Origin of the sequence: Pseudooceanicola algae (assembly GCF_003590145.2) — a bacterium.
Lineage (GTDB): Bacteria > Pseudomonadota > Alphaproteobacteria > Rhodobacterales > Rhodobacteraceae > Pseudooceanicola > Pseudooceanicola algae.
Genome location: NZ_CP060436.1, coordinates 782,837 through 801,878, shown reverse-complemented (window position 1 = coordinate 801,878; position 19,042 = coordinate 782,837). Strand labels below are relative to the sequence as shown.

General features: G+C 64.6%; 16 protein-coding genes. 11 read left to right on the top strand and 5 right to left on the bottom strand.

Going from position 1 to position 19,042, the window contains the following annotated elements; translation table 11 throughout:
• Position 1 precedes the first annotated feature (1 nt).
• The 3 genes from PSAL_RS03865 (at position 2) to rsmA (ending at position 4,669) form a co-directional block, all read left to right on the top strand.
• Complete coding sequence (locus PSAL_RS03865) at positions 2–2,290, top strand: LPS-assembly protein LptD (protein WP_231388671.1); 2,289 nt, start codon at positions 2–4, stop codon at positions 2,288–2,290.
• A 211-nt stretch (positions 2,291–2,501) separates the two neighbouring features.
• Positions 2,502–3,827, top strand: a complete 1,326-nt coding sequence (locus tag PSAL_RS03860) for a peptidylprolyl isomerase (RefSeq protein ID WP_231388605.1) — start codon at positions 2,502–2,504, stop codon at positions 3,825–3,827.
• On the top strand, positions 3,827–4,669 hold the full coding sequence (gene rsmA / locus PSAL_RS03855; protein ID WP_119839966.1) for a 16S rRNA (adenine(1518)-N(6)/adenine(1519)-N(6))-dimethyltransferase RsmA: 843 nt from the start codon (positions 3,827–3,829) through the stop codon (positions 4,667–4,669). The genes PSAL_RS03860 and rsmA overlap by 1 nt, the downstream gene beginning before the upstream one ends.
• 105 nt (positions 4,670–4,774) lie before the next feature.
• Here the strand turns inward: rsmA and PSAL_RS03850 are convergent, their stop codons facing one another.
• From PSAL_RS03850 to PSAL_RS03830, 5 genes are all read right to left on the bottom strand, one after another.
• The gene (locus PSAL_RS03850; RefSeq protein WP_119839965.1) at positions 4,775–5,623 is read right to left on the bottom strand and encodes a DUF4167 domain-containing protein; all 849 of its coding nucleotides are present in this window, start codon (positions 5,621–5,623) and stop codon (positions 4,775–4,777) included.
• 248 nt (positions 5,624–5,871) lie between these two features.
• Positions 5,872–6,729 carry a peptide chain release factor N(5)-glutamine methyltransferase gene (prmC, locus tag PSAL_RS03845; protein ID WP_231388604.1) on the bottom strand — a complete coding sequence of 286 codons (858 nt, stop codon included), beginning with the start codon at positions 6,727–6,729 and terminating at the stop codon, positions 5,872–5,874.
• Positions 6,726–7,775 (bottom strand): peptide chain release factor 1, encoded by a 1,050-nt coding sequence (prfA, locus tag PSAL_RS03840; protein WP_119839963.1) that lies wholly within the window; start codon positions 7,773–7,775, stop codon positions 6,726–6,728. The genes prmC and prfA overlap by 4 nt, the downstream gene beginning before the upstream one ends.
• 253 nt (positions 7,776–8,028) lie before the next feature.
• A complete protein-coding gene (gene speB / locus PSAL_RS03835; RefSeq protein WP_119839962.1) occupies positions 8,029–8,994 on the bottom strand; it encodes an agmatinase in 966 nt (321 codons plus the stop codon).
• Position 8,995: 1 nt separating this feature from the next.
• Positions 8,996–10,174, bottom strand: a complete 1,179-nt coding sequence (locus tag PSAL_RS03830; RefSeq protein WP_119840232.1) for a M20 aminoacylase family protein — start codon at positions 10,172–10,174, stop codon at positions 8,996–8,998.
• 63 nt (positions 10,175–10,237) lie between these two features.
• On the opposite strand from PSAL_RS03830, the gene mazG reads away from it, so the two are divergent.
• The 8 genes from mazG to PSAL_RS03790 all read left to right on the top strand — a co-directional run bounded on the left by mazG (position 10,238) and on the right by PSAL_RS03790 (position 19,019).
• Positions 10,238–11,074, top strand: a complete 837-nt coding sequence (gene mazG / locus PSAL_RS03825) for a nucleoside triphosphate pyrophosphohydrolase (protein ID WP_231388603.1) — start codon at positions 10,238–10,240, stop codon at positions 11,072–11,074.
• A 111-nt stretch (positions 11,075–11,185) separates the two neighbouring features.
• A complete protein-coding gene (locus tag PSAL_RS03820) occupies positions 11,186–12,199 on the top strand; it encodes a Fe(3+) ABC transporter substrate-binding protein (protein WP_119839961.1) in 1,014 nt (337 codons plus the stop codon).
• 141 nt (positions 12,200–12,340) lie between these two features.
• Complete coding sequence (locus PSAL_RS03815) at positions 12,341–13,282, top strand: nucleoside hydrolase (protein ID WP_119839960.1); 942 nt, start codon at positions 12,341–12,343, stop codon at positions 13,280–13,282.
• Positions 13,283–13,338: 56 nt separating this feature from the next.
• Positions 13,339–14,790 (top strand): protein adenylyltransferase SelO, encoded by a 1,452-nt coding sequence (locus PSAL_RS03810; protein ID WP_119839959.1) that lies wholly within the window; start codon positions 13,339–13,341, stop codon positions 14,788–14,790.
• 126 nt (positions 14,791–14,916) lie between these two features.
• A complete protein-coding gene (locus PSAL_RS03805) occupies positions 14,917–15,624 on the top strand; it encodes an endonuclease/exonuclease/phosphatase family protein (protein ID WP_119839958.1) in 708 nt (235 codons plus the stop codon).
• Between the two features lie 125 nt (positions 15,625–15,749).
• Positions 15,750–16,637, top strand: coding sequence for a DMT family transporter (locus PSAL_RS03800; protein WP_119839957.1), 888 nt, complete (start codon positions 15,750–15,752; stop codon positions 16,635–16,637).
• Between the two features lie 204 nt (positions 16,638–16,841).
• On the top strand, positions 16,842–17,969 hold the full coding sequence (locus PSAL_RS03795) for an OmpP1/FadL family transporter (RefSeq protein WP_119839956.1): 1,128 nt from the start codon (positions 16,842–16,844) through the stop codon (positions 17,967–17,969).
• 177 nt (positions 17,970–18,146) lie between these two features.
• Positions 18,147–19,019 carry an ATPase gene (locus PSAL_RS03790; protein WP_119839955.1) on the top strand — a complete coding sequence of 291 codons (873 nt, stop codon included), beginning with the start codon at positions 18,147–18,149 and terminating at the stop codon, positions 19,017–19,019.
• Positions 19,020–19,042 lie beyond the last annotated feature (23 nt).

Below are 19,042 nucleotides of genomic sequence, written 5' to 3'. Positions count from 1 at the left end.
GATGCTGGTCCTGCTGAGAAACCGCGCACTGGCGCATCCCCCCCTGCGTATCGCCACCATGCGTCCGGTCAGGCCGTTGCGCACCGGCCTGGCGACTCTGGCCGCTATGCTTTGCGTCCATCTTGCCGCGCCCGGGACCGCCCGGGCCCAGGAAACCGGGGCGGCAAGCGTTGTCCAGCAAGGCGCAACAGATCAGGACGCACCGGCGTTGCTGGTGGCCGACCGGGTCTACATGGATGGCCCGGGGCGGCTTATCGCGGAAGGCAATGTCGAGGCCCTGCGCGACGGGCTGCGCCTGCGCGCCAGCCGCATCGTCTATGACGAGGAAAACGGCACCCTGTCGGTCGAGGGCCCGATCACCATCACCGGCAGCGATGCGGCTGGCGACAACTCGGCCGTGGTGCTGGCCGATACGGCCGAACTGGACGCCGATTTCCGCAATGGCCTGCTGAGCAGCGCCCGCATCATGCTTGGCCAGCAGGTCCAGATGGCCGCGCAGCAGATGGCCCGCGTCGATGGGCGCTACAACCAGCTTTACAAGACAACCGTATCCTCCTGTCATGTCTGCACCGACGGCAGCCCGCCGCTGTGGCAGATCCGGGCGGAACGGGTTGTGCATGATGAGGTCGGCCAGCAGTTGCACTTTGAACATGCGACGCTTCAGGTCTACGGGGTCAGCGTCTTCTACCTTCCCTACCTGCGCCTGCCCGACCCCACGCAGGAGCGCGCCACCGGCTTTTTGACCCCCACGATCCGGCGCAACTCGGAGCTCGGGACCGGGATCAAGCTGCCCTATTACATCGCCATGGGGGACGACCGCGACCTGTTGCTGACGCCCTATGTCTCGGAGGTCACGACGACGCTGGAATTCCGCTACCGGCAGGCCTTTTCCAACGGCGCCCTGTCGGTATCCGGCGCGGTGGCGAATGACACGCTGGATGATGCGGACATGCGCGGCTACCTGCAACTGGCCGGTACCTTCTACCTGCCGCAGGATTTCGTGCTGCGCTTCAATATCGAGGCAATCAGCGACGATTCCTACCTGACCGACTACGGCTATTCCGACGAAGACCGGCTGAAGAGCGAGATCATCATCAGCCGCGCCAGACGCGACGAATGGATGCGCGCGGCGCTGGTACATTACCACACGCTGCGGGATTCCGAGGATACCGCGACGATCCCGGCGCTGATCGCCGATCTGAACTATCAAAAACGCCTGTTCCCTGCGGCCATGGGCGGCGAGTTGCGGCTGAGCGCCGAAGCGCATGAGCATTACCGCTATTCCACTCTGGACTATGACAGCGATGACAGCGACGACATCACCGACGGGCGTGACGTTACGCGACTGAACGTTTCGGCGGATTGGCGCCGCAGCTTCACCCTGGCGGGCGGGTTGCGGGTCGAGACCCTGGGCGGGCTGGCCATCGACAGTTTCTACACCACCCAGGACGAGCTGCTGCCTACAAGCCAGACCGGCGTCACACCCTATACGGCCGTGACCCTGCGCTGGCCCGTGCAGAAGGTCTCCGATTCCGGCAGCGTCACGATTATCGAGCCGGTCGCACAGATCGCCTGGTCCGGCGGGTCGCAGCTGGACATCGCCAATGATGAAAGCACGCGGACCGAATTCGACGAAGGCAACCTGCTGGGCCTGACCCGCTTTGCCTCTCCCGATCGGCGCGAACACGGCTGGCGCGGGGCCTACGGCGCGATGATCAGCCAGTTCCATCCCTCCGGCTGGACCGGCCGGCTGGTGGTGGGACAGATCCTGCAGGACACGCCGGATTCCTCCTTCAACGAGGCTTCGGGGCTGACGGGGCAGTTTTCCAACGTGCTGGTAGCCGGTCAGGTGACGGCCCCCGGCGGCTGGTCGCTGAGCGCACGGGGGCTGTTCGACAATGAATTTTCGGTCACCAAGACCTCGGCCCGCGCCTCCTGGCTGAACGACGACGCAGAATTCGGCGCCACCTATGTCTGGCTTGGCCCGGATCAGGCGGTGGACCGGGATCAGGTCATTTCGGAATGGACCATAGACGGGGCCTATCAGGTATCGCCGAACTGGGGCGTTTCGGCTGATATCCGCTATGACGTGGCCGAAGACCAACCCGCCTCTGCCGGGCTTGGGGTCACCTGGACCAACGAATGCGTCGACGTGAATCTGGCCGTCTCCAGAACCTACACCTCGTCTTCCGTGGTGACGCCTTCGACCGATTTCAGCTTTACCATCGGGCTTCTGGGCTTCTCGACAGGGGGTAGCTCCTCGGCCAGCTCGGGCAGTTGCAGGAACTGATTGAGACCGGCCGGCAATCGGACTAGACAGGATCGCGACCCCCGGCCAAAGGCAAGGTGCCCGATGGCCGGTCCTGCTGACGCCATGTCGGCGGCGAGACGACAAGATCAGGGCGGCCCGGCAAGGACCGCCAAAGACAGGCAAACCGACTGACGGGCCGCCCGGCGACGGGAACCGGCCCCGACAGAACCAAGTGGACGAGGCAGACAAGATGACCCCGAAGATCCGTCCGAACGCAGGCGAAACCGGCCCGGGCCGCAGTGGGCGCCGCCCGAAGACGACCCTGGGCGCGGCGTTGCGCCATGCTCTGCCGCTCGGCCTCGGCCTGGCCATGGTGCCGGGAGCATCGCTGCTGCCGCTTCCGGGCATAGCCCCGGCGGTTGCACAGGCGCAGACCTTCGGCCCGGCCATCAAGGTCAATGACGAGGTCATCACCCAATACGAACTGGACCAGCGCGCCCGCCTGCTGAACCTGCTGAACCCGCAGGGCAACCCCACTGCCGAGGCCCGCGATCAGCTGATCGAGGAACGCCTGAAAGGCGCCGCCGCCGACAGCGCCGGCATTCGTCCCGGCCAGGCGGATATCGACCAGGGCATGGCCGAATTCGCCGGCCGTACCAGCATGGACAAGGATGAATTCATCGCCGCGCTGAACGATTCAGGCGTCTCGACCGAGACTTTCCGCGATTTCGTGGCGAACGGCATCGCCTGGCGTCAGCTTGTGCAGGGGCGTTTCGGCAACAAGGTCCAGATTTCGGAAGACGAGATCGACCGTGCCATCGAAAGCCAGTCGCGCCCCGGTGGCGTCCGTGTCCTGCTGTCGGAAATCTTCATCCCGCTGCAGCCCGACCCGGCGCGCGCCGAATCCCTGGCGCGCCAGATCTCGGAGATGACCACCATCGCGCAGTTCTCCGACGCCGCCCGGCAATATTCCGCCGCGCAATCGCGGGAGAACGGCGGGCAGATCGACTGGATGGATGCCTCCAGCCTGCCGCCGGTCCTTCAGGGCTCCGTCATGGGCCTTGCACCAGGCGAAGTGTCCGATCCCCTGCCCGTCGAAGGCGCCTTTGCGCTGTTCCAGATGCGTCAGGTGCAGGAAACCGGCGCGCCGCAGATGACCTATTCGGCGGTGGAATACGCGGCCTATTACGTCGACGGCGCGAATACCCCCAAGGGTCAGGCCCGCCTGGCCGAGATCAGCGCCGAGATCGACACCTGTGACGATCTTTACGGCGTCGCCTATGGTCAGCCGCCTCAGGTCCTGGACCGCGAGACGCTGGCACCGGCCGAGATCCCGTCGGATATCGCGGTCGAGCTTGCCAAGCTGGACGATAACGAGGTTTCGACCGCCCTGCGCCGCAATGGCGGACAGACCGGCGTCGTGCTGATGCTCTGCGGTCGCGTCCCGACCGGAACGCCTTCGGCCGATCAGGTCGACCGCGGTCAGGTCGCCTCGCAATTGCAGAACCGCCGGCTGGCCTCTTACGCGGATGGCTATCTGGCGCAGCTGCGTGCCGAAGCGCGGATCATCGAATAGTGGCGACCATCGACGGCCTGCCCCCGCTGCGCGACGTGATCACGCAGCATGGGCTTTCTGCGCGCAAATCCCTTGGCCAGAACTTCCTTCTGGACCTGAATCTGACAGCCAAGATCGCCCGTCAGGCCGGGGATCTGAGCAATTGCGACGTGCTGGAAATCGGTCCCGGTCCCGGTGGGTTGACCCGTGGCCTGCTGGCCGAAGGCGCGCGCAAGGTGCTGGCCATCGAAAAGGACCACCGTTGCCTCGCCCCCCTGGCCGAGATCGCAGCGGCCTATCCCGACCGTCTTGAGGTGATCGAAGGCGACGCTCTGGATATCGATCCGCTGGCCTATCTGACGCCACCGATCCGCATTGCTGCCAACCTGCCCTATAACGTCGGGACCGAACTGCTGGTGCGCTGGCTGACCCCGCCGCAATGGCCGCCTTTCTGGCAAAGCCTGACCCTGATGTTCCAACGCGAGGTCGCGGAACGGATCGTGGCGCAGCCCGGCTCCAAGGCCTATGGGCGGCTGGCGCTGCTGGCTTCCTGGCGGGCGGATGCGCGGATCGTGATCTCTCTGCCGCCCGAAGCTTTCACGCCTGCGCCCAAGGTGTCTTCTGCCGTGGTCCATCTGACCGCCCTGCCCGAGCCGCGCTATCCTGCCGATCCCAAGGTGCTGGAACGCGTGGTCGCCAAGGCCTTCAACCAGCGCCGCAAGATGCTGCGCGCAGCACTGAAGGGACTTGCGCCGGATCTGGAGGATCGCCTGATCGCCTCGGGCATCACGCCGACGGACCGTGCCGAGACCGTGGGGCTGGAGCAGTTCTGCGCCCTCGCCCGCAACATCACCGCCGGCTAACACCACCGTCCGGCCGGCATCACGAAAACCGAAGCGAACAAGAAAAAGGGCGGCCCCATGGGACCGCCCTTTGATCTGTTTCGCCCACCCCTTTCAGGGCTTACATCATTCTGCGGCGGATTGCGGCACATCGCCCGTGGCGTCCGGCGCGCTGCCCTCGGAAGAAGAGGCGCTTTCCTGTTGAACAGGGGCTTCCTTCTTGGCGCGCGGTGCGCGTTTGCGCGGCGCGGGCTTGGCGGCCTTGCCTTCCGGCGTTTCCACCAGCATGGAGCTTTCGCCCTCTTCCGTGGCAGAGGTATCGATCACCTCGTCGGAGGCAGGCGCTGCCTTGGCGCGCGACTGGCGGCGGGGCTTGGGCGCAACGGCGTCATCACCCGAGCCTTCGTTGCGGCGCGACCGCGGTTTGCGCGGTTCAGGCGCAGCGCCAGAGGCCTCGGCGTCCTGCTTCTGCTGGCCGCCGTTTTTTCCACCGTTGCCGTGGTTGCCACCATTATTGCCGGACCCATTGCCGTTGCCGGCCGTGTCCTGGGCGTTCTGGTGAGCGTTGCCTGAACCGGAATTGTTCTGGTTGGCAGAGTTGCGGGATCCATTGTCCTGCTGATTGTCATTGCCATTACCGTCCTGGCGGGTTCCGCGGTCACGATCGCGATCCCGGTCGGCCTGGCGCTGACGGTTTTCCTGTTCCTGCTGCTCGCGCTGGCGGTCCTGGTCCTTCTGGGCTTCACCGAGAAGACGCAGGTAATGCTCCGCATGCTGCTGGAAGTTCTCGGTTGCGACCCGGTCGCCGGATAGCTGCGCATCGCGAGCAAGCTGGTTGTACTTGTCGATGATCTGCTGCGGCGTGCCGCGCACCTTGCCCTCGGGCCCCGACGAATCGAAGACGCGGTTGATGATGTTACCGACCGAGGACCGGTTGCGGGATTTGTTCCGCGAACGTGATTTCGAAGATCTCATAAGGTCTGCTGTCCAGCCTTGTTGTCTGATTGCCGTATCACCCCAACAACGCCTCATTGCGTCGTGCGTGATCGCCTTGAGCGCTTATTTTCGCCTTGAGCGAGGGGTCGGCTCCTGTCTGGCTTGGTATCCGGGGGGAGCGCTGAATATCGAGCATCCGCGTCCCGGATGGTTCGAATAAACATGTCATCGCGTCAAAGACAAGGGGGAAGTGACAGTTTTAGCCAGATTACCCGGTTTTCCCGCCGTCAGGGCTGATGTGTCGCGGGCTTGCGGCCGCGCACCACCCTGTCCCTGTTCCCAAGGTCGGGTCTGGTGGCCACGTCTTCAAGACCCGCAGCGCCAAAAATCTCCGCAACCGCCGGCCCCTGCTGCCAGCCGACTTCCACCATGAGCCAGCCATCCGGCGCCAGATGCGCAGGGGCGCTGGCGCAGATCGCCCTGTAGGCATCCAACCCGTCGCCCCCCGGTGTCAGTGCCAGATGCGGCTCCCAGTCGCGGACCTCGGGTGACAGCGATGGCATCTCGGCAGCGGCAATATAGGGCGGATTCGACAGGATCAGATCGAAGGTACCCGTCAGGCCCGCGCACCAATCGGACTGAACAAGATCCAGCCGGTCGGCAACGCCGATGGCGGCCGCATTGCGCCTCGCAACCGCAAGGGCGGCGGGTGAAATATCGGTGGCGACACCTGTGGCCCCGGCGCGCTCATCCAGCAAGGTGATCGCGATGGCCCCTGACCCGGTGCCAAGGTCCAGAAACCTGTTGAAAGGCAGTTCCAGCGCCTCGGCAATCAACGTCTCGGTTTCCGGGCGCGGGTCGAGGACATCGGGCGTGACGATGAATTCGCGGTTCCAGAAGGCGCGGCGGCCGATGATCTGGCTGACCGGTTGGCGGATCAGCCGGGCCGAAATGGCGGCCTCGAACCGCGCCGCGACATCGGGTGGCAACGCCCCCGCGAGGGCCTCGCGCAGAGCCAGACGCGATACATCCCTGCCAAAGGCATGGGTCATCAACGCCAGGGCATCGCCCTGCCCGTTCTCGATCCCCGCATCACCCAGCCGGGCGGCGGCGGCCTTCAAAACGTCATTCCCCAAAGGGCTCACGCGCCTGCCTCGGACAGCAGCCGCGCCTGATGATCGGCCGTCAGCGCGTCGATGATTTCATCCAGATCGCCCTGCATCACCTGATCCAGCTTGTAGAGCGTCAGGTTGATGCGATGGTCCGTCATCCGCCCCTGGGGGAAATTGTAGGTACGGATACGTTCCGACCGATCCCCGGTGCCGACCTGCGCCTTGCGATCTGCGGCGCGCGCGCTGTCGGCACGACTGCGCTCCAGATCGAACAGTCGGTTGCGCAGGACCTGCATGGCGATGGCGCGATTCTGGTGCTGGGATTTCTCCGAAGAGGTCACGACGATCCCGCTCGGAACATGAGTGATCCGAACAGCGCTGTCGGTGGTGTTGACATGCTGCCCGCCCGCCCCCGAGGCCCGCATCGTATCGATGCGTATGTCATTGGGATCAATCCGTATATCGACGTCTTCTGCTTCGGGCAGCACGGCCACGGTCGCGGCCGAAGTGTGTATCCGTCCGCCGCTTTCCGTGCTTGGCACACGCTGGACCCGATGCACGCCGCTTTCGTACTTGAGCCGCGCAAAGACCCCGTCGCCCTTGACGGAAACAGTGACCTCCTTGATCCCGCCAAGCTCGGTCAATTGCTGCTCCACCAGATCGAATTTCCAACCCCGCGCCTCGCAATAGCGCTGGTACATACGCAGCAGATCACCGGCAAACAGCGCCGCCTCGTCGCCCCCGGTGCCGGGCCGGATCTCGATCATCGCGGGGCGTGAATCGGCGGCATCTCGGGGGAGCAGTGCCAGTTGCACCTCGTGCTCAAGCTCAGGCAGGCGGGCCCGCAGCGCTGGCAGTTCTTCTTCTGCCAGGGCGCGCATCTCGGGATCGTCCAGCATCGCCTCAGCCTCGGCCAGGTCTGCCACCAGGGCCTGATAGCCCAGCACAGCCTCGACCACCGGGCGCAATTCCGCATATTCCCGCGCCAGGGCGGCGTATTCGCCACCCGACTCGGCCATTGCGGCCTCAAGGTATTCATATCGGCCCGTGATGCGGGCCAGCCGGTCTTCTGAGATCATGGGGTTCCTGTCACCTATCCCGGCCCTTTGGTCAAGAGCCGGACCCTGCCGGGAAACGCCGAGTAACTACGCGCCGGGCAACACGGGGGCTCTGCCCCCAAAGCGCCGGCCCGCTGCGCGCCCCGTCCCTTTTCCCCCAGAGTACTTCCGGCCAGATGATAAAGAGCGACCTCCCTGTCATCTGGCCCGAAATACTCCTGCCGGAGGCATTCCACGGGGAAAGCTCTTGCCTGAGTATCGTAACGCGCTGACCTCAGCCGCGACGGGTCCAGGCCCAGAGGCTAAGGATCTCCATAGCCACATGCGCCCCCGCGATCGCCGTGGCGCCGGTCGTGTCGAAGGCGGGCGACACCTCGACGATGTCCCCGCCTTGCAGATTGACCCCGGCGATGCCGCGCAGGATGGCGGCGGCCTGGGCCGAGCTCAGCCCACCCCAAACCGGCGTCCCGGTGCCCGGTGCGAAGGCCGGGTCAAGGCAGTCGATATCGAAGCTGAGGTAGGCGGGCCGAGCACCGACGATCTCGCGGATCTTTGCGGCCACCGCCTTGTTCCCGGTCTCGTGAACCTCCGGCGCATCGATGATGTTCATACCCATGTCACCATCCAGGTTGATCGTCCGGATTCCGACCTGGACCGAGGTCGCCGGATCGATCAGCCCAAGCTTGATCGCCTTGTAGAACATCGTTCCGTGGTCGATGCGCTCCATGTCGTCATCGACCCAGGTATCGCTGTGCGCATCGAAATGGATCAGCGACATGGGTCCAAATTTCTCGGCATAGGCCTTGAGGATCGGGAAAGAGATATAGTGGTCGCCGCCAAGCGCGATGGAGGCCGCGCCCTGCGCCAGGATGCCCCGGATATGTTGCGTCAGCGCCTCGGGAAAATCCGCGACCTTGGCGTAGTCGAAGGCGAGATCACCGTAATCCGCGACGGCGAATTCAGCGAGGGGGTCGAACCCCCAACCATAGGGCGGATCGTAGGGTTGCAGGGTCGAGGCTTCGCGGATCGCACGCGGACCAAGGCGGGTGCCGGTGCGGTTGGTCACTGCCTGATCGAAGGGCACGCCGGTCACGGCCAGATCGAAGTCGGTCAGATCCTTGGTATAGCGACGGCGCAGGAAACTGGTTGCACCGCCAAAGGCGTTCTCGAAGCTGGAACCACGCGAGGCATCACGCGTAAATGCCTGGTCTACTTGGGATTTCGCATCTTCAAGGGCCATGTCAGTCTTCCTGCAATTCAAGCGCCGGAACGGGCAGCGCGGTTTCGATCAACCGGGCAAAGAAGCTCGCCCCGATGGGCGCGATCCGGTCATTGAAATCATATTCGGCGTGATGGACCGGGGCGGTATCCCCCTGTCCGATGAAAAGAAACGCGCCGGGCCGGGCATTCAGCATGAAGGAAAAATCCTCGGCGCCCATCTCCTTGCCGACCTCCCAAAGCACCTGCCCCGAGACGCCGCGCGCGACCTCGGCCGCAAAGGCCGCCTTGTCGGCATGGTTCACAGTGGCCGGGTACCACCGCTCATAGATCAGCTCGGCCTCGACACCGTAGCTTGCGGCCTGACCCGCGACGATCTCGGTCAGGCGGCGCTCGACGAGGTCCTGCACAGCGGGGTCGAAACTGCGGATAGTGCCGTTGATATAGGCGGTGTCGGGCACCACGTTTTCGGCGCTGCCGGTGTGGATCTGGGTGACCGAGATCACCAGATCGGACAGCGGATCGGCGTTGCGCGTGCCAATGGTCTGGATCGCCGAAACGATGCCGATCACCGCCGGAATCGGATCGCGGGTCAGCTGCGGCGTTGCCGCATGGCCACCGACCCCGCGCACATGGATGTGCATCGTATCGACGCCCGCCATGATCGGGCCCGGCTCGGTGCGAAATGTGCCTTCGGGCATGCCGGGGGCATTGTGCAGTGCATAGACCTCTGCAATGTCGAAACGGTCCATGATGCCCTCTTCGACCATCTTGCTTCCGCCACCGCCGTCCTCTTCCGCGGGTTGGAAGATCAGCGCGACGCGACCGGCGAAATTCCGTGTCTCTGAAAGGTACTTGGCCGCGCCGAGCAGCATTGTGGAATGGCCATCATGGCCGCAGGCGTGCATCTTGCCCGCACGGGTCGAGGCATGCTCCGCCCCGGTGCGTTCAAGGATCGGCAGCGCATCCATATCGGCGCGCAGGCCGATTGTGGCGCCGGGCCCGCGCCCTTCGATCAGGGCGACGATACCGGTTTTGGCGATGCCGGTATGGATTTCGTCCACGCCGAAGTCAGCCAGACGCGCAGCGATGAAAGCGGCCGTTTCGTGGCATTCGAATCCCAACTCGGGATGGGCATGCAGATGCTTGCGCCAAGCCTCCATTTCAGGGCCGAAACCGGCAATCCGGTTGAGGATGGGCATTGGCTGGACTCCTTGGCGCTTCGTCGTCAGGCTGGACAAAACCCCAAACCGGAGATGGCTGCAATGGCCGACACGCATCACGACACGCCACGGGACGAAATCCACGACCTGCCCGCCGGGCTGCCCCGCCTGCTGGCGGTCATGACGCGACTGCGGGATCCCGAAACCGGCTGCCCCTGGGACATCGAACAGACTTTCGCCTCCGTCGCGCCCTATACGATCGAGGAGGCCTACGAGGTCGACGACGCCATCCAGCGAGAGGCCTGGGACGAACTGGAGGGCGAATTGGGCGATCTGCTGCTGCAGGTGGTCTTTCACGCCCGCATGGCCGAGGAAGAGGGGCTGTTCGATTTCGCCCGCGTCGCCGAAACTGTGGCGCAGAAAATGATTGCCCGGCATCCGCATATCTTCGGCGAAGAAAGCCGCGACAAGAGCCCGGCCCAGCAAACGCTTGATTGGGAACGCATAAAGGCCGCCGAACGCGCCGCGAAATCCGAGACACGGGCGCTGGATGGCGTGGCCATGGGGCTGCCGGCGCTGATGCGGGCCGTGAAGCTGCAAAAACGTGCGGCGCGGGTCGGTTTCGACTGGCCCGAGGTCGATCAGGTACTGGACAAGATCGCCGAGGAAAGCACCGAACTGGTCGAGGCGCGTGATACGCTGGGTCCGGCGGAGATGGCCGAGGAATACGGGGACTTGTTGTTCGTGATGGTCAACCTTGGCCGCCACCTTGGGATCGAACCGGAACAAGCCCTGCGCGATGCGAATGCGAAATTCACACGCCGTTTCAATTTCATAGAAGATGATCTTCATCTTGACGGGCGCCGTCCCGAGGACAGCGATCTGGCCGAGATGGACGCGCTTTGGGACAAGGCGAAGGCCGCGGAGAAGGCGGGCTAGGCCTATGGGAAACTGGCCTCTTTCCCGCGCCCATCATGACCTTTAAGACATTCGTCCAGAACAGATTATTCCAGACAGGAGCCGGCAGCGGCGCCCGAGACAGGAAAGACCATGACCCAGAGATCCCGACTTGTCCCCCTCGCCCTGATCGCGCCCTTGCTTCCCCTCGCTGCGCAGGCCGAGGACGTGAACCTCTACTCCTATCGCCAGCCCGAGCTTCTGGCGCCGCTGGTCGAGGCGTTCGAGGCCGAAACAGGCATCAGCGTCAATGTCGCCTTTCTGGAACAGGGTATGGTCGAACGGCTGAAGGCCGAGGGCATGCGGTCGCCCGCCGATCTGGCGCTGACCGTGGACATCGCCCGGCTGACGGCGATCACCGGCGCCGGTGTCACCCAGCCGGTCGACAGTGCCATCCTCAGCGCCGCGATCCCCGACGGGCTGCGCGATCCCGAAGGTCACTGGTGGGGTCTGACCACCCGCGCGCGCATCGTCTATGCAAGCAAGGACCGTGTCGCCCCGGAGGAGATCCCCACCTACGAAGGGCTTGCCGATCCGAAATGGCAGGGGCGCATCTGCACCCGGTCCGGCACCCATCCCTATAACGTCGCGCTGGTCGCCGCCTATCTGCTGCACCACGGCGAAGAGGACACCCGCGACTGGCTAGACGCGGTAAAGGGCAATCTGGCGCGCAAACCGCAAGGCAATGACCGCGCGCAGATACGGGCAATATGGGCCGGGGAATGCGATATCTCGATCGGGAACACCTATTATCTGGGCGAAATGCTGGCCGATCCCGAGGAACGCGAATGGGCCGAAAGCGTCACACCGGTCTTTCCGATCTTCAAGGGCGGCGGCGCGCATGTGAACATCTCGGGCATTGCCATGACCAAGGCCGCGCCGAACAAGGAAAATGCCATCAAGTTCATGGAGTTCCTCGTCTCTCCTGAAGCGCAGGAGATCTACGCCGAGGTGAACTACGAATACCCCGTGACCGCCGATGCCAGCCCCGCGCCGCTGGTGGCGGGCTGGGGCGACTTCACCCCTGATCCGGTCGATCTGGTGGAGCTGGCCCGGTTGCGTCCCGCCGCCCTGCGTCTGATCGAAGAGGTCGATTTCGACGGCTGATCCGCAAGCTGCCGGGCCCCCGCCTGTGATACAGGCACAAGCTGCGTCCAAGGCCGGGCAATCGCGCATTTCCCTAGAGGCAAGATGGACAAGGTCCCGGCCACTCGGCAGGGTCCCGCGACATTCGCGAAGGAGACAGAAATGCCACGCAAGATCATCATCGATACGGATCCCGGACAGGACGATGCCGTTGCCATCCTGCTGGCCCTCGCCAGCCCGGAAGAGATCGATGTGCTGGGCATCACCGCCGTTGCCGGCAACGTGCCGCTAAGCCTTACGGCGCGTAATGCACGGATCATCTGCGAGCTGGCCGGGCGCCCCGAGGTAAAGGTCTTTGCCGGGTGCGACCGCCCGATGATCCGCCCGCTGGTAACGGCCGAGCATGTGCATGGCCAGACCGGGTTGAACGGCCCCGTGCTGCCCGATCCCACCATGCCGCTGCAGGATCAGCACGGCGTCGACTTCATCATCGAGACGCTGCGCCGCGAAGACGCGGGCACGGTGACGCTTTGCGTACTGGGGCCGCTGACCAATATCGCCATGGCCTTCAAGATGGCGCCGGATATCGTTGAGAAGGTTGAGGAAATCGTCCTTATGGGCGGGGCCTATTTCGAGGTGGGCAACATCACCCCGGCGGCCGAATTCAACATCTATGTCGACCCCGATGCCGCCGCCGTGGTCTTTGGCGCCGGTGTGCCGCTGGTGGTCATGCCGCTGGACGTGACACACAAGGCGCTGGTGACACGCGCCCGGATCGAGGCCTTCCGCAGCCTCGGCAATGCCAGCGGCATCGCGGTGGCCGAGATGACCGATTTCTTCGAACGCTTCGACAAGGAGAAATACGGCTCGGACGGCGCACCGCTGCATGACCCCTGCGTCACGGCCTACCTGTTGCAGCCCGACTTGTTCCAGGGCCGCCAGATCAATGTCGAGATCGAGACCGGATCAGAGCTGACCCTCGGTATGACCGTCGCCGATTGGTGGGGTGTCTCCGGGCGCAAGGACAATGCGCTTTTCGTGGGCAACCTCGACGCGGACGGGTTCTTTGCGCTGCTGACCGAACGCATCGCCCGGCTACCTTGAGCCGGGATTGGCGCGCCGGGCTGGCAATGCCGCCCGGCGCGCCCTAGATCTAGGACATGGACCAGACACTTACCGCCTCGGCGACCAACCCGCTGTCGATTCCCTTCGACAATTCCTATGCTGCCCTGCCAGAGGGGTTCTTTGCGCGCAGTGCGCCCCGTGCGGCTTCGGCGCCCCGGCTGCTGGCCTTCAATGCAGGGCTGGCCGCGGATCTGGGCATCACCGGCACCGGTGACCCGGACGCGCTGGCCCAGGCCTTCAGCGGCAATGCCCTGCCTGATGGCGCCGATCCGCTGGCGCAGGCCTATGCCGGGCACCAGTTCGGCGGCTTTTCCCCGCAACTTGGCGACGGGCGTGCCCTGCTGATCGGAGAGGTCATGGGACGGCATGGCCAGCGCCTCGATGTGCAGCTCAAGGGCTCCGGCCGCACGGTGTTTTCGCGTAATGGCGACGGGTTGGCGGCGATCGGGCCGGTGCTGCGCGAATATCTGGTGGCCGAGGCGATGCAGGCGCTTGGCGTGCCCACGACCCGCGCATTGGCCGCGGTGGCAACAGGAGACCGTGTACAGCGCGAGACGGCCCAGCCCGGCGCGGTGCTGACCCGGGTCGCGTCGTCGCACCTGCGGGTCGGTACCTTCGAATTCTTCGCCGCGCGTCAGGACAAGGCGCGTCTGCAGGTCCTGCTGGATTACGCCATCGCGCGCCACGATCCTGATGCGGACAGCCCGCTCGCCTTCCTGAAGGGCGTGATCGCGCGGCAGGCGAAACTGGTCGCCCATTGGACGGCCGTCGGGTTTATTCACGGGGTGATGAATACCGACAACACCACGATTTCCGGCGAGACCATCGACTATGGTCCTTGCGCCTTTCTGGATGGGTATCACCCTGCGACGGTCTATTCCTCGATCGACCGGCAGGGGCGCTATGCCTATGACAACCAGCGCGAGGTCCTGCCCTGGAACATGGCGCAGCTTGCCTCGGCCTTGCTGAGCCTCGAGCCGGATACCCAGGCCGGGATCGCGGCCTATACCGAGGCGGTGAATGCCATGCCCGCGCTGATCGATGCCGCCTGGCTGCGCCACTTCGGCGCCAAGATCGGATTGGCAGAGCCGACCGAGGCGGACCGTCCGATGATCGAGGGCCTGCTGACCCTGATGGCCAATCAGGAGGCGGATTTCACCAATACCTTCCGGGGCTTGTCAGACGGCACAGCGGGCGCGACCTTTACCGACCCTGCTCCCTTCCACGACTGGGAAACGACTTGGCGTGCGCGGTTGGCGCAAGAAACCGACCCGGAGGCGCGGATGCTTGCCACCAACCCGGCCGTGATCCCGCGCAACCACCGCGTCGATCACGCGTTGAAGGCTGCGGCAGAGGGCGACATGGCACCATTCGAGACCCTGATGCGGGTCCTCGCGACGCCGTTCACACTTTCGGACGCCAACGCAGCCTTCGCCCAGCCTCCGCGCCTCGAAGAAGAGATCGAGGCGACTTTCTGTGGCACCTGATCGGCGCCGTTTCATCTGCGGCTTTGCCCGCCTGGTGCGCGCATCCACACCTGCGCTGACGCCCCCCGGCCTCTGGCCCCACCCCGGCCAAATCGTGGCCATGCAGCAAGGCACAAGTTCCCCCGCATGAGCCAGACACACCTTCGGATCGCGACCTACAACCTGCAGAAATGCGTCGGGCTGGACCTGCGCCGCAATCCGCGCCGCACGCTGGAAGTGCTGGAGGATACCGAGGCCGATATCGTCGTCCTGCAAGAGGCCGACAAGCGGTTGGCGCCGCGTCCCACGGCCCTGCCCCACGACATGATCGCCGCCGAAGGATGGGAGATCCTGCCCTTCGGTGTGCCCGGTGGTTCCATCGGCTGGCACGGCAATGCGATGCTGATGCGTCCCGGCGTGACGGTGATCGAAACATCGAAACTGGATCTGCCGGGGATCGAGCCGCGCGGTGCCATTCGCGCCGATCTCGACACCGCCATCGGGCGCTTGCGGATCGTGGGGGTGCATCTTGGGCTTGTGCCCCGGTCGCGCCGTCAGCAATGCGCCGCCATCCGCCGGATGCTGGAACGCCTGCCCCCTTGTCCAACCCTGATCGCGGGCGATTTCAACGAATGGGGGCCGGGCCATGACCTGGATGCGGAACTGCATCCGGTGCAACTGCTGCCCGGCGTGGCGAGTTATCCCGCGATCCGCCCTGTGGCCGCACTGGACCGCTTCGGAGTGACAGCGGATCTGGACGCGGGCCCGGTGCGCCCGCACCTGGCCCAGCCTGCCCGCATCGCCTCGGATCACCTGCCGGTGACGGTCGACCTGACGGCCACCCGGCCGGGCTGAGCGTGCCGCGACGGTAAGGAACCGCTCCCCCGCTTTCGCGGACCTTCCCGCAAACCCGCCCTTGACCATGTTGCCTATTTCCGCGCCAGGCGTGACAAGAGGAGGCTGGTCAAGAAAGGTATCCGATGACTGCCCGATCCGACATCCTGCGCGCTGTCTTCTGGATGAGCGGCGCCATCGTTTCGTTTCTGGCGATGTCTCTGGCCGGACGCAGCCTCGGCACGAGGCTCGATACCTTCGAGATCATGACCTGGCGCAGCCTGACCGGAATGGCGATCATGATCACGGTGCTGACCCTGCGCCGCCGCTGGGGTCTGATCACCTTTGACCGCTTCGGCCTGCACATCGCGCGCAACCTGGCTCATTTCACCGGCCAGAACCTGTGGTTCTTTGCGGTCACGCTGATCCCGCTGGCGCAATTGTTCGCCTTGGAGTTTTCCTCGCCCATCTGGGTGCTGATCCTGTCGGCGTTGCTTCTGGGCGAAAAGCTGACCCGCAACCGGGTCCTCGCGGCGCTGCTGGGGTTCTGCGGCATCCTGCTGGTCACCCGACCGGGGTCAGAGCCGCTGTCACCGGGGATCATCGCCGCGGCCTCGACCGCGATCTTCTTTGCGCTGACAACCGTCTCGACCAAGCGGCTGACCCGCGACGTGCACCCCCTGGCAATCGTCTTCTGGATGACCGTGACGCAATCGGTCTTCGGCCTTGTCACGGCCGGGTACGACGGCGACATGGCAATGCCGACCGCAGAAACCCTGCCCCTGCTTCTGCTCGTCGGCTGCTCGGGCCTGCTGGCGCATTTCTGCGTCACCACGGCGCTGTCGCTTGCGCCAGCGACGGTTATCATGCCGATCGATTTCACCCGCCTGCCCCTGGCAGCGATCATCGGGGCACTGTTCCTGGCCGAGCCGCTGAACATCTGGGTGCTGATGGGGGCCGTGGTGATCTTTGCGGGAAACTACCTCAACATCCGCGGGGAAACCCGGGCGCGGCCGCCGGTCGATTCGGCCTGAGCCCAGCCGAAAACCCGACAAATTCCCTTGTTTTGCGGCCTGCCACCGCGCCAAGGGCATGTAACACCCGTATGACGTTACGGCACGTATCGAAATGACGTAACGGTTACATCACGTCATCCCTTGCCCGGCATTGATCCATTTCTCCACACGGATAACGATCCTGCATGCGATCACTTTCGCACCTTGAGGGAGGAGACCACCATGAACCACGTCGCAGCATTTGCCGCGGCCGGGATCGGAGTCGGCATCGTTGCCGGACTTGGCGCCACCCCGGCGCAGGCCGGCGGGATCGAACGCACGACCCAATCCGCCATGCCCCTTTTCGAAGAAGGCAACAAGTTCACGCTCAGCTACGGGTATGCCTGGCCCCAGGTCAGCGGGACCACCTATGCGGTCGGACCCTTCGGGGCGGCCGGCACCGGAAATGTGGCAAACAACTTTGCCCTGCCCGGCTTTTCGTTGAAGATGGACCTGGACGACCGCTTTGCCCTGGCGCTGATCTACGACCGCCCCTTCGGCGCGGATGTCTTCTATGACCTGTCCAACCCGGTCCTCGGCGGCACCAGCGCAGTATCGGACACAAGCGCGCTGACCGCGCTCGGGAAATACAAGGTCACCGACAATGTCAGCCTGTTCGGCGGCCTGCGGATCCAGCAATCCAATGGCGACATCACCCTGCAGGGGGCGGCCTACAGTACGCTTTCGGGCTATTCCGTCTCGCTGCAGGACGATACCGCCTATGGCTATGTGCTGGGCGCGGCCTACGAGATCCCCGACATCGCCTTCCGCCTGGCGCTGACCTACAATTCCGCCATCGAGCATGATTTCGACACGGTCGAGAACATCAACCCCACCGTCACCACCACGACGCAGACCAAGACGCCCAGTTCCTGGAACCTGGAATTCCAGACCGGGATCGCCGAGGACACGCTGCTGATGGCCTCGGTCCGCTATGTCGAGCATTCCGAATTCGTCGTCAAACCGGCCAGCTTCTATGGCCTGACCGGGCGCAGCCTGGTGAACCTGGAAGACACCACGACCTACCGGATCGGCGTCGGACGGCGGTTTTCGGATCGGATCGCGGGCTCCGCGATGCTGGTCTATGAACCCGAGGGCGATCCCATGGTGTCGCCCCTGGCACCCAAGACCGGCATGACGGGTATCCAGCTGGGCATGTCCTACCTGGTCAGCGATCAGGTCGAGATCTCGGGGGGCATCAGCTATCTCATGCTCGGGGATGCCACGCCGCAGACCGGCGGCAGCGCACGCGCCGATTTCGCCGACAATTCGATCACGGCCGTCGGGCTGAAGGTCACCTACAGCTTCTGACCCTTGGAAGGCTGCCGCGTGCAGACTGCGCGACAGCCCCGGGAGCGACTGGAAAACGACCTGAAAACAAGGCCGCGCGCGGGGTTTCGATTTGACCCCCCCGCGCGGCTCGCCTACCCATGGCAAAGCCCGGCCGGCGGCGCGACCCCGGCCCCGATCAGCGCCAAGGGAGCCCCGATGCTGTACCAATCCGCCCAAGCCTGGCGTGACGCCAGCGAAAAGCGCGTGCTGCTGTTCGGCATGTCGGGCCTCGGCAAGACCCATGTGTCGAACATGCTGCGCGACTCCGGCGATTGGTTCCACTACTCGATCGATTACCGCATCGGCACCCGCTACATGGGCGAGCATATTTCCGACAATGCGAAGAAACATGCCATGCAGGTGCCCTTCCTGCGTAAGCTTCTGATGACGGATTCCATCTATATCGGCTCCAACATCACCTTCAACAACCTGACCCCGCTGTCGACCTACCTGGGCAAGCCGGGAGATCCGGACAAGGGCGGGCTCGGCTTCGAGGAATACATGACCCGGCAGGAACAGCACCGCGAGGGCGAGATCAGCGCCCTGCTGGACACCGAGCGTTTCGCGCGCCGGTCGCTGTCGCTTTACGGTTATCCGAATTTCGTCTGCGACAGCGGCGGGTCCATCTGCGAGGTCATCGACCCCGACAACCCCGCGGACCCGGTACTGAGCGCGCTTTGCGACACGGCGCTACTGGTCTGGATTCGCGGCGACGAAGCCCATACCGAAGAACTGGTGCGCCGTTTTGACCGCGCGCCGAAACCGATGTATTACGAACCTGCCTTCCTGCGGCAGGCTTGGGCGGATTACCTGGAGGAGTCCGGGGACAGTCCCGAGACCGTCGATCCCGATACCTTCGTGCGCTGGACCTATGCCCGCGCCCTTGCGCATCGCCAGCCCCGCTACGCCGCCATGGCCCGCCACGGGGTCACAGTGTCTGCCGATGACGTCACCCGCGTCCGGTCCGCCGGGGATTTCGAAGGCCTGATCGCGCAGGCCCTTGCGTCGCGGGAAACCGATATTAGCTAAGCCTGCCAACAAGCCCGAGAGCC

What these genes read in the sequence shown, in the direction of transcription:
- PSAL_RS03865 (WP_231388671.1), top strand. Translation starts at nt 2, where the DNA reads ATGCTGGTCCTGCTGAGAAACCGCGCACTGGCGCATCCCCCCCTGCGT.
- prfA (WP_119839963.1), bottom strand. Translation starts at nt 7,775, where the DNA reads ATGATCTCAGAAGACCGGCTGGCCCGCATCACGGGCCGATATGAATAC.
- speB (WP_119839962.1), bottom strand. Translation starts at nt 8,994, where the DNA reads ATGGCCCTTGAAGATGCGAAATCCCAAGTAGACCAGGCATTTACGCGT.
- PSAL_RS03805 (WP_119839958.1), top strand. Translation starts at nt 14,917, where the DNA reads ATGAGCCAGACACACCTTCGGATCGCGACCTACAACCTGCAGAAATGC.
- PSAL_RS03795 (WP_119839956.1), top strand. Translation starts at nt 16,842, where the DNA reads ATGAACCACGTCGCAGCATTTGCCGCGGCCGGGATCGGAGTCGGCATC.
- PSAL_RS03810 (WP_119839959.1), top strand. Translation starts at nt 13,339, where the DNA reads ATGGACCAGACACTTACCGCCTCGGCGACCAACCCGCTGTCGATTCCC.
- PSAL_RS03850 (WP_119839965.1), bottom strand. Translation starts at nt 5,623, where the DNA reads ATGAGATCTTCGAAATCACGTTCGCGGAACAAATCCCGCAACCGGTCC.
- PSAL_RS03815 (WP_119839960.1), top strand. Translation starts at nt 12,341, where the DNA reads ATGCCACGCAAGATCATCATCGATACGGATCCCGGACAGGACGATGCC.
- PSAL_RS03800 (WP_119839957.1), top strand. Translation starts at nt 15,750, where the DNA reads ATGACTGCCCGATCCGACATCCTGCGCGCTGTCTTCTGGATGAGCGGC.
- PSAL_RS03860 (WP_231388605.1), top strand. Translation starts at nt 2,502, where the DNA reads ATGACCCCGAAGATCCGTCCGAACGCAGGCGAAACCGGCCCGGGCCGC.
- PSAL_RS03820 (WP_119839961.1), top strand. Translation starts at nt 11,186, where the DNA reads ATGACCCAGAGATCCCGACTTGTCCCCCTCGCCCTGATCGCGCCCTTG.
- PSAL_RS03790 (WP_119839955.1), top strand. Translation starts at nt 18,147, where the DNA reads ATGCTGTACCAATCCGCCCAAGCCTGGCGTGACGCCAGCGAAAAGCGC.
- PSAL_RS03830 (WP_119840232.1), bottom strand. Translation starts at nt 10,174, where the DNA reads ATGCCCATCCTCAACCGGATTGCCGGTTTCGGCCCTGAAATGGAGGCT.
- mazG (WP_231388603.1), top strand. Translation starts at nt 10,238, where the DNA reads ATGGCCGACACGCATCACGACACGCCACGGGACGAAATCCACGACCTG.